This window comes from Streptomyces sp. UNOC14_S4 (assembly GCF_020740835.1).
Lineage (GTDB): Bacteria > Actinomycetota > Actinomycetes > Streptomycetales > Streptomycetaceae > Streptomyces.
In genome coordinates this window covers 1-10,379 of the sequence record NZ_JAINFC010000263.1, presented here as the reverse complement: position 1 = coordinate 10,379, position 10,379 = coordinate 1, and the positions used below count along the sequence as shown (strand labels likewise).

The 10,379-nt window shown below is 71.5% G+C and carries 7 protein-coding genes and 1 pseudogene; 7 read left to right on the top strand and 1 reads right to left on the bottom strand.

Annotation, left to right across the window (positions count from 1 at the left end):
• From K6I34_RS22460 to K6I34_RS22435, 6 genes and pseudogenes are all read left to right on the top strand, one after another.
• Positions 1-509, top strand: a pseudogene (locus K6I34_RS22460) (hypothetical protein); the annotation flags it as partial.
• A gap of 77 nt (positions 510-586) precedes the next feature.
• Positions 587-1,828 (top strand): ABC transporter ATP-binding protein, encoded by a 1,242-nt coding sequence (locus K6I34_RS22455; RefSeq protein WP_229328129.1) that lies wholly within the window; start codon positions 587-589, stop codon positions 1,826-1,828.
• Positions 1,711-2,184 (top strand): ROK family protein, encoded by a 474-nt coding sequence (locus K6I34_RS22450; RefSeq protein ID WP_229328130.1) that lies wholly within the window; start codon positions 1,711-1,713, stop codon positions 2,182-2,184. Before K6I34_RS22455 ends, K6I34_RS22450 begins: the two co-directional genes overlap by 118 nt.
• Positions 2,185-2,359: 175 nt before the next feature.
• Positions 2,360-3,466, top strand: coding sequence for a substrate-binding domain-containing protein (locus K6I34_RS22445; RefSeq protein ID WP_229328128.1), 1,107 nt, complete (start codon positions 2,360-2,362; stop codon positions 3,464-3,466).
• A 34-nt stretch (positions 3,467-3,500) separates the two neighbouring features.
• Positions 3,501-4,331 carry an ATP-binding cassette domain-containing protein gene (locus K6I34_RS22440; protein ID WP_229328127.1) on the top strand — a complete coding sequence of 277 codons (831 nt, stop codon included), beginning with the start codon at positions 3,501-3,503 and terminating at the stop codon, positions 4,329-4,331.
• On the top strand, positions 4,328-5,644 hold the full coding sequence (locus K6I34_RS22435; RefSeq protein ID WP_229328126.1) for a sugar ABC transporter permease: 1,317 nt from the start codon (positions 4,328-4,330) through the stop codon (positions 5,642-5,644). Before K6I34_RS22440 ends, K6I34_RS22435 begins: the two co-directional genes overlap by 4 nt.
• Positions 5,645-5,790: 146 nt before the next feature.
• Here K6I34_RS22435 and K6I34_RS22430 read toward each other — a convergent pair whose 3' ends face one another.
• Positions 5,791-7,803 (bottom strand): putative Ig domain-containing protein, encoded by a 2,013-nt coding sequence (locus K6I34_RS22430; protein ID WP_229328125.1) that lies wholly within the window; start codon positions 7,801-7,803, stop codon positions 5,791-5,793.
• A 531-nt stretch (positions 7,804-8,334) separates the two neighbouring features.
• Between K6I34_RS22430 and dxs the strand changes: the two genes are divergently transcribed.
• Positions 8,335-10,266 carry a 1-deoxy-D-xylulose-5-phosphate synthase gene (dxs, locus tag K6I34_RS22425; protein WP_229328124.1) on the top strand — a complete coding sequence of 644 codons (1,932 nt, stop codon included), beginning with the start codon at positions 8,335-8,337 and terminating at the stop codon, positions 10,264-10,266.
• The last annotated feature ends 113 nt before the right edge of the window (positions 10,267-10,379 follow it).

The following is a 10,379-nucleotide window of genomic DNA, read 5'->3' as shown; positions in this document are numbered from 1 at the left end:
CCCCTGTGGCGGTCCCCATGGCCCCGGCCACCGTCGAAGGGCTCGCCGTCGGCTGCTCGGCACACATCGGCGTGCACGGCTACGTGGCCGCCGCCCCGTACGCCGAGCCCCGCTCGCGGCTCACCCTGGTGATCAGCTGGCTGGACGACGACCAGCTCGGCATCGTGGACAAGACCGAATTCAACTACCGCAGGGTCCTGCTGCCCGGCGAGCGGTTCGCGATGACCCTGCCGTCGGGGGAGTCCCTGCCCGGCGCGTACCTCTACGTCAGCCGGCACGGCGTACTGACCGACGGCCCCGGCGGCCCGCCGCTCCCCGGTGGCGGCGACCAGCGCGCTTTGCTCGCGCGGCTGCTCGCGGGCTCCGCCGCCCTGCGGGAGCTGCTCGGCCCCGACCCGGAGAGCTGGGTCGAGCGGGCACGGGCGGCGGAGGACGTACGCCGGGCGGGCAAGCGCGCCTTCCAGGAGCTCGGCTGGGTGCTGCCCGTCACTCGTATAAATTTCACATAACGGGAACCGTCAAGACCTCGTTATGCTCGTACCCCTTACGGGGGCTTACGCCCTGAAGAGCTCGCGAGGGGCGGAGAATGATCGAGGCAGTCGGTCTGACGAAGCGCTACGGCGCCAGGACGGCCGTGCACAATCTGTCGTTCCAGGTGCGGCCCGGGGTTGTCACCGGCTTCCTCGGACCCAACGGTTCCGGCAAGTCGACGACGATGCGCATGATCGTCGGCCTGGACAGGCCGACGTCCGGACAGGTCACCATCGGCGGCCTCCCCTATGCCCAGCTGCCCAACGCGCCCCGCCAGGTCGGCGCCCTCCTCGACGCGAAGGCCGTGCACGGCGGCCGCAGCGCGCGGCTGCACCTGCTCTCGCTGGCCCAGCTCGCGGGCATCCCCGCGCGCCGGGTGGACGAGGTGCTCGGCGTCGTCGGCCTGCAGGGCGTGGCAGGCAAGCGTTCCAAGGGCTTCTCCCTCGGCATGGGCCAGCGCCTGGGCATCGCCGCGGCGCTGCTCGGCGACCCCCAGGTACTGCTCTTCGACGAGCCGGTCAACGGTCTGGACCCCGAGGGCATCCTCTGGGTCCGCAATCTGATGAAGCAGCTCGCGGCGGAGGGCCGTACGGTCTTCGTCTCCTCGCACCTGATGAGCGAGATGGCCCTGACCGCCGACCACCTGATCGTCATCGGCCGCGGACAGCTGCTCGCGGACATGAGCGTCAAGGACTTCATCGCCGCGAACTCCGCGGGCTTCGCGCGCGTACGCACCCCGGACACCGAGCCGGAGAGCCGCGAGAAGCTGACGGCCGCGCTGGTCGAGGCGGGCGGCCAGGTGCTGTCCGAGCCGGACGGCGCCCTGCGCGTCACCGGTGTGCCGCTCCCCCGGATCAGCGACCTCGCGCACGACGCGGACGTCCGCCTCTGGGAGCTCTCCCCGCACCAGGCGTCGCTGGAGGAGGCGTACATGCGGATGACGCAGGCGGCCGTCGACTATCGCTCGACCGCCGACCAGCGCGCGGGCCTGTGGCAGGCCCCCGGCCCGTACGGCCAGGCCCCCGGCCACGGCATGCCGCCGCAGGCCTGGGCGCCGCCCGCGCCGGAGAACCCGTACCCCGTCCTGCCGGGCGAGCAGCCGAACCCGTACGCCCAGCAGGCCGTCCCGCAGGCCGCCGTGCCCGCGGCCCCGGTGGCACCGCGGGCGAGATCGGGCACATCACGCTGGACGAGGCCGGGCCGGTGTGCCGCTGCGGCAACCGCGGCTGCCTGGAGACCTTCACCGCCGCCCGCTACGTCCTGCCGCTGCTCCACTCGACCCATGGCACCGACCTGACCGTGGCGCGCATGGTGGAGCTCGCGCGCGGGGGCGACCCCGGCTGCCGACGGGTGATCGGCGACGTCGGCAGACACATCGGCAGTGGCGTGGCCAACCTCTGCAATCTCCTCAACCCCAGCCGGGTCGTGCTCGGCGGCGACCTCGCCGACTCCGGCGAGCTGGTGCTCGGGCCGATCCGGGAGTCGGTCTCCCGGTACGCGATCCCCAGCGCCGCACGGCAGTTGGAGGTCGTGCCCGGCGCGCTGGGCGGCCGTTCCGAGGTGCTGGGCGCGCTCGCGCTCGTCCTGAGCGAGATGGGCGACGCGACCCTCCTGGACGATTCCCGGCCGTCCGACACGCCGGTGCCCGCCTGAGCCGTCCGGCGGCGGATGCTCCCTCCGCTCGTGTGGCTCCCGCGTTCACGCAGGTAACGAATGGCATCGTTGCCATCTCGTTAAGGGTTGACTTCTTGACGCTCTGTTGACCGCCGAGTTGACTTCCAGCCACCTCGGCCGCGACGAAGCGGCCTCGTCAGGGAGGTATCTGCACGTGAAAACGCATCTGCGGCGTGCCGCTGTGGTCGTCGCGGCCGTCTCGATGGCAGTGGGCCTCGCCGCCTGCGGCAGCGCCAAGGAAGCCGGCGGCGGGGACAAGAAGAAGGACAAGAAGGGCTCGCTGACCATCGGCCTCCTGCTGCCGGAGAACCAGACCGCCCGCTACGAGCGGTTCGACAAGCCCCTGATCGAGAAGAAGATCAAGGAGCTCGCGGGCACGGGCACCACCGTCCTCTACGAGAACGCCAAGCAGGACGCGTCGGTCCAGCAGCAGCAGGTCGACACGATGATCACCAAGAAGGTCGACGCCCTGATCCTCGACTCGGTGGACGCCAAGTCGATAGCGAGCTCGGTGAAGAAGGCCACGGACAAGGGCATCCCCGTCGTCGCGTACGACCGTCTCGCCGAGGGCCCTGTCAAGGCGTACACCTCCGTCGACAACGAGCGGGTCGGCAGGATCCAGGGCGAGTCGCTGCTCAAGGCGCTCGGCGGCGATGCCGCCAAGGGCGAGATCGTGATGATGAACGGCTCCGTCACCGACCCCAACGCCAAGATGTACAAGGATGGCGCCCACGCCGTGCTCGACGGCAAGGTGAAGATCGGCAAGGAGTACGACACCAAGGAGTGGAAGCCGGAGAACGCCAACGAGAACATGAAGGGCGCCATCTCCTCCCTCGGCAAGGACAGGATCGTCGGCGTCTACTCGGCCAACGACGGCATGGCGGGCGGCATCATCACCGCCCTCAAGAGCGCGGGCTTCGACAGGCTGCCCCCGGTCACCGGCCAGGACGCCGAGCTGTCGGCCGTCCAGCGCATCCTCGCGGACGAGCAGTTCATGAGCGTCTACAAGCCCTACAAGCCCGAGGCGGACGCCGCGGCCGAACTGGCCGTCGCCCTCGCGCGCGGCGAGAAGCCCGACGGCATCGCCAAGTCCACCGTCGACAGCGGCTCCGAGAAGAGGATCCCCTCCATCATCGTCACCCCCTTCGCCCTGACCAAGGCCGACATCGCCCAGTACGTGGGCAAGGAGGGCTTCTTCACCCTGAACGAGATCTGCACCGCCAAGTACAAGGCGCAGTGCGAGAAGGCCGGCCTGAAGTGACCGCGGCGTCCCGTCGGCAGCGGCGGTGAAGGAGATGATGCACGTGTCCGCTACGCCCGTGCTGGCGTTGCGCGGGATCTCCAAGCGGTTCGGTGCCGTCCAGGCGCTCACCGACGTCGAGCTGGAGATCCACGCCGGTGAGGTGGTCGCCCTGGTCGGTGACAACGGCGCCGGCAAGTCCACCCTCGTCAAGACCATCGCCGGGGTCGGCCCCGCCGACGAGGGCGTGATCGAGTGGCAGGGCCGCCGGGTCACCGTCGACCGGCCGTACGCCGCCCAGGAGCTGGGCATCGCGACCGTCTACCAGGACCTCGCGCTGTGCGACAACCTCGACGTCGTCGGCAACCTCTTCCTCGGCCGGGAGATCGTCCGCGCCGGGGTGCTCGACGAGGTCGAGATGGAGCGCCGCGCCCGTGAGCTGCTCGCCACCCTGTCCATCCGGATTCCCAGTGTCCGGATTCCGGTCGCCTCGCTCTCCGGCGGGCAGCGGCAGACCGTCGCCATCGCCCGCTCCCTGCTGGGCGAGCCCAAGGTCGTCATCCTCGACGAGCCCACCGCGGCACTCGGTGTCGAGCAGACCGCACAGGTCCTCGACCTGGTCGAACGGCTCCGGGAACGCGGCCTCGGCGTCATCCTCGTCAGCCACAACATGGCCGACGTGCGGGCCGTCGCCGACCGGGTCGCGGTGCTCCGGCTGGGCCGCAACAACGGCACCTTCGAGGTGCGCGCCACCTCGCAGGAGGACATCGTCTCCGCCATCACCGGCGCCACTGACAACGCTGTCACCCGCCGTGCGGCCCGTCGGCGGCCGGAGGGCGAGCAGGGGATCTCGGACGGGAAGCAGGAAAAGGAGGGGGACCGGTGAGCACCGAATCCTCGCAACCGGCTCCGGCCGGCGGGGCGCTCCCCGACAACGGCCAGCCGGCTGACAACGGTCAGCCGCCCGCCGCGGGTGCCGTCGCGCCCGTCGACCCGCGGCTGCTGGTCCGGCAGGAAGGATTCGCCGGTTACTGGAGCGAATTCGGCCGCAAGCTGAGCAGCGGGGAACTGGGCTCGCTGCCCGTGGTCGTCGGCCTGGTCCTGATCGCCGTCATCTTCCAGCTGCGCGACTCGGCCTTCCTGGGCGCGGAGAACCTCTCCAACCTCTTCGTCACCGCCGCCGGGACGGGTCTGATCGCCGTCGGCATCGTCTTCGTCCTGATCCTCGGCGAGATCGACCTCTCCGTGGGCTCGGTGAGCGGGCTGGCCGCGGCCGTCTTCGCCGTGCTCAACGTCCAGCACGGCATGCCCGAGTGGCTCGCGCTGATCGTCGCGCTCCTCTCCGGCGCGGTGATCGGCGCCCTGCACGGGTTCTTCTTCGCCCGGATCGGGGTGCCCGCGTTCGTGGTGACCCTGGCCGGTCTGCTCGGCTGGAACGGCCTGATGCTTCAGGTGCTCGGCTCCAACGGCACCATCAACCTCGACGACTCCGGGCTCGTCGCGGGCCTCACCAACCACTACTTCACCGACATCTCGGCGGCGTACGGCCTGGCGACGCTGAGCGTGGCCGCGTTCTTCCTGCTGTCCCTGCGCGACAGCAGGCGCCGCGAGGCCGCGGGCGTGCCCAGCCGCCCGTTCAGCGAGACCGTGCTGCGCACGGCGGCGCTGGCGGTGCCCGCCTATGTGGTGGCCTGGCTGTTCAACCAGTACAAGGGCCTGCCGCTGGCCGTGGTGATCTTCCTCGGGGTGGTGGTCGCCCTCGACTTCGTGCTGCGGCGCACCCCGTACGGCCGGAAGGTCTTCGCGCTCGGCGGCAGTGTCGAGGCGGCCCGGCGCGCCGGTGTGAACGTGGCGGCGATCCGGATCTCGGTGTTCGCGCTCTCCGGGACGATGGCCGCGCTCGGCGGGATGTTCTTGGCCTCCCAGATCAACGCCGCGAACCAGTCCTCCGGGGCGGGCAGCCTGCTGATGAACGCCATCGCGGCGGCCGTCATCGGCGGTACGAGCCTCTTCGGCGGCCGCGGCAAGACGTGGTCCGCGCTGCTCGGTGTGCTGGTCATCCAGTCCATCGCCTCGGGCATGGCGCTGCTGGGCATCGCGTCGGCGGTGCAGTACATGATCACGGGGGCGGTGTTGCTCGCCGCTGTTGTCATCGACTCGGTTTCGCGGCGTACGCAGAAGTCCGCCGGCCGGGCCTGACGCTACGGGGTGAGCCCGGTGGGCTGTCGCGCCTACGGGGGTGCCTCGTCGGCTCGGTCGGCGGCTGCGGGTCGTGTGTGGCTGGTCGCGCAGTTCCCCGCGCCCCTACGGGGCGCAAGCCTTGCAGGGCGCGGGGAACCGGGCGTTCAGCTCACGTTGACCGCCGCGTCGTCCACGACGAAGTCCGTGGCCAGGGAGGAGTCCTCGGTGCCGGTGAAGGTGAGGGGCGCCGACTTGCCCGCGAACGCGGAGAGGTCGAAGGTCTTCTGCGCGTAGCCGGTGTTGCTGTCGGCGTTGGACCAGGAGCCCAGCTGGGTGCTGCCCGCCGTGAGCGTCAGCTTGTCGTAGGCGGTGCTGCCGGTCTCCTTGGTGTCGATGTGCAGCCAGAAGCTCAGCGTGGCGTGGCAGCCCGCCGGGACGGTCACGGTCTGCGCGAGGGTGTCGGTGTGCGTGGTGCCGTAGCCGTCGAGCCACGCCTTCCAGGAGCCGGAGTGGGCGGGCTGCGAGGCACTGTTGTCGATCACGCCGGAGGACGCGGTCCAGGGCGCTGCCGTGCCGGTCTCGAACCCGGGGTTGCCCAGCAGCTGGGCCGGGGTGCAGCCGCCGCCCGCCGCGGTGACGGTCCAGGAGAAGGACGCGCTCCCGGAGGCCTTCGTGGCGTCCTGCGCGGTGACGGTGACGCTCGACGTGCCGGGCGTGGTGGGCTTGCCGCTGATGACGCCGGTCGCCACGTCGATGGCCAGGCCGGCGGGCAGCCCGGTGGCGCTGTAGGCGAGTTTCTGCGTGGTGTCGGAGTCGGTGGCCTTGATCGCCAGGGAGACGGCCGACCCCACGGTGGTGCTCTGGTTGCCCGGGCCGGTCACGGTGACCGTGTTGCCGCCGCTGGTGCCGCCGGTGAAGGCGGCGGTGCCGTTCGGGGTGCCGAGGCCGGTCGGCCCGTCGTAGCCGGTGCCCGCCGTGCACAGGTAGGACGGGGTGCAGGTGCCGTTGGCGCCGCTGGTCACGTCGTTGAGCGCGGAGGGGCGGGCGTACGGGTACGAGGCCGGGTAGCTGCCCGCCGCCGGGGTGCCGGCGAGGGCGTAGACGGCGGCGACGATCGGGGACGAGGCGCTGGTGCCGCCGTACACGTTCCAGCCCGAGGCCTGGTAGGTGTCGTACACCGCGACGCCGGTGGCGGGGTCGGCGACGGCCGAGACGTCGGCGACGGTCCGCTTGGCGCAGCCGGTGTCGTGCTGCCAGGAGGGCTTGGCGTCATAGGCGGAGCAGCCCGAGCCCGCGCCCTGGCCGCCCGCGCTCGATCCCCAGACCGACTCGGTCCAGCCGCGCGCGTTGCCCGACCGGCTGAGCGAGGTGCCGCCCACCGAGGTCACGAACCGGGAGGCCGCCGGGTACTCGACGCCGTAGCCGCTGTCGCCGGAGCTGACGGTGATCGCGACGCCGGGGTGGTCGAAGTAGGACGAGTCCGACGTGGGGTCGGTGGCGTCCTCGGCGCCGCCGTAGCTGTTGGAGACGTACTTGGCGCCCATCGTCACGGCACGGTTCACCGCGGCGCCCAGGTCGTTCATGGTCGCGCTGTTCGCCTCGACCAGCAGGATGTGGCACTGCGGGCAGACGGCGCTGACCATGTCCACGTCCAGCGAGATCTCCCCGGCCCAGCCGGAGTCGGCCGTGGGGTAGCTGGTGCCGCCGTTCTGGTCGGCTTTCCTGAAGCAGCCGTTGGCGGTGGTGCACGCGGGCAGGCCGTACTGGGAGCGGTACGTGGCCAGGTCCTGCTCGGCGCTGGGGTCGTCGTACGCGTCGACGATGGCCACGGTGGTCCCGGCACCCGCGTCCGCGGGCAGGGCGTACGCGCCGCGCAGGTCGGAGGGCCCGAACCCGGAGGGCAGGACGTCCGTGGTGATGCCCCGGTGCTGCTGGATGTCCGTCCGGGCGAGCGCGAGGCAGGCCATCCTGCCGGGCGCGGTCGTGCGCGAGCAGAGGCGCTTGGTGGGGGCCTGGCCGGCCGACTGCGCGTGCGCCGCGGGGGAGGCGGCGATCAGGCCGCCGGTGACCAGCGCGGCGAGGGATAACAGAGCGGTGACGGCACGGCCCCGGCGCGTGTGGTCCGCGGGCCGGCTGGAGCGGAAGGATCTCTTCGCCTGGCGTCTCTCTGTGTGCATGGAACGCCCTCCATGGGGGGTCGCGGGCGGGTGCGCCCCTGATTTATGGCGCGCTCATGACAAGCGTCCGCCCGGAAAAACGCCACCTCGGTGGGTGGTGGCATGGATCGAACGTAGCGACGCCTGTTCCCAAGGAACAACAGAGGGGAAAGCAAAGGGTTCGCTATCCCGGTCCCCGTAAGGGGCGCGGGGCTGTGACATGGTGCGGCTCCGCCGCGTGGGCGCGACAAGCCGAAGACGACCCGCAGCCGCCCACCGGACTCAGGTGGCAACCCGGTGGGCGCAGCCGGAGAGGGGGAGTAACTCAAGGCGCCGACTCGCACCACAGCGACGGGGGTCCGGGGGCATAGCCCCCGGCGGGGTTCGGGGCGGAGCCCCCGAGGGCGCCCTGAGGCCGGGAAATGGCGGCGGTGCGCCATTCGCGTGAGATACGTGGCCCCACCCGTTCACCGCCACCGCGGACGGAACATTAGACTCGACAGACCGGCAAGGCTCGACAGGCTCGTACAGCTCGATGAAGAGGAGGCACGGGTGGCGCTGCTGACCCGCATCAGGGGACCGCGCGATCTGGACCGGCTGAGCCCGGAGCAGCTCGACGAGCTGGCCGCGGAGATCCGCACCTTCCTCGTCGACGCCGTGGCCAAGACCGGCGGGCACCTCGGCCCCAACCTCGGTGTGGTCGAGCTCACCATCGCCCTGCACCGGGTCTTCGACTCGCCGAAGGACAAGGTGCTCTTCGACACCGGCCACCAGAGCTATGTGCACAAGCTGCTCACCGGCCGCCAGGACTTCTCCGGGCTCCGCGGCAAGGACGGCCTGTCCGGCTACCCCTCGCGCGCCGAGTCCGAGCACGACGTCATCGAGAACAGCCACGCCTCCACCGTGCTGTGCTGGGCCGACGGCCTCGCCAAGGCCAACCAGCTCCGCGGCAGGGCCGACCACGTGGTCGCCGTCATCGGTGACGGCGCCCTGACCGGCGGCATGGCCTGGGAGGCGCTCAACAACATCGCCATCGCCAAGGACCGCCCGCTCGTCATCGTCGTCAACGACAACGAGCGCTCCTACGCGCCCACCATCGGCGGCCTCGCCAACCACCTCGCCACCCTGCGCACCACCGACGGCTACGAGCGCTTCCTCGCCCGCGGCAAGGACCTGCTGGAGCGCACCCCCGTCCTCGGCAAGCCGCTCTACGAGACGCTGCACGGCGCCAAGAAGGGCCTGAAGGACTTCATCGCCCCGCAGGGCATGTTCGAGGACCTGGGCCTGAAGTACGTCGGCCCCATCGACGGCCACGACGTCACGGCGCTGGAGTCCGCCCTGCAGCGCGCCAAGCGCTTCAACGGCCCCGTCCTCGTCCACTGCCTCACCGAGAAGGGCCGCGGCTACCGGCCCGCCGAGCAGCACGAGGGCGACCGTTTCCACGGCATCGGCGTCATCCACCCGGACACGGGCCTGCCGGTCTCCTCGGGCGGCGCCGACTGGACCTCCGTCTTCGGTGACGAGATGGTCGAGCTCGGCCGCGAGCGCGAGGACATCGTCGCGATCACCGCGGCCATGCTCCAGCCCGTCGGCCTGGAGAAGTTCGCCAAGGCCTTCCCCGACCGCGTCTACGACGTGGGCATCGCCGAGCAGCACGCGGCGACGTCCGCGGCCGGTCTGGCGACGGGCGGGCTGCACCCGGTGTTCGCGGTGTACGCGACGTTCCTCAACCGTGCGTTCGACCAGGTGCTGATGGACGTGGCGCTGCACAAGTGCGGTGTGACGTTCGTCCTGGACCGGGCCGGGGTGACCGGTACGGACGGTGCTTCGCACAACGGCATGTGGGACATGTCGATCCTCCAGGTCGTGCCCGGCCTGCGGATCGCCGCCCCGCGCGACGCCGACCAGGTCCGCGCCCAGCTGCGCGAGGCCGTCGAGGTCAAGGACGCGCCGACCGTCGTGCGCTACTCCAAGGGCGCGGTCGGCCCCGCCGTCGAGGCCGTCGGCCGGGTCGGCGGCATGGACGTCCTGCGCGAACCCGCCGAGGGCGCGGACCGTCCCGACGTCCTCCTCGTCTCCGTGGGCGCCCTCGCGCCCATGTGCCTGGAGATCGCCGGACTCCTCGACCAGCAGGGCATCTCCTCGACCGTCGTCGACCCGCGCTGGGTCAAGCCGGTCGACGAGGCCCTGCCGGGGCTCGCGGCGCGGCACCGCGTCGTGGTCACCGTCGAGGACAACAGCCGCGTCGGCGGTGTGGGCTCGGCGGTCGCGCAGGCGCTGCGGGACGCCGACGTCGACCTGCCGCTGCGCGACTTCGGTATTCCGCCGCGGTTCCTCGACCACGCGTCGCGCAAGGAGGTCATGGCGGAGATCGGGCTGACCGCGCCGGACATCGCGCGGCAGGTGATCGGTCTGGTGTCGAAGATCGACGGGCGGCTGGAGGACGAGGCGGAGTCGGCTCCCGCCGAGGTTGCCCGCGACTAGGGTTACCCGGCAGCGAACTGTCACCCTCCGGGGGCTCCGCCCCCGGGCCCCCGCGCCCACCGGGCTGCCTCGTGAGCTCGGTGCGCGGCTGCGGGTCGGTGGCCCGTCGCGCC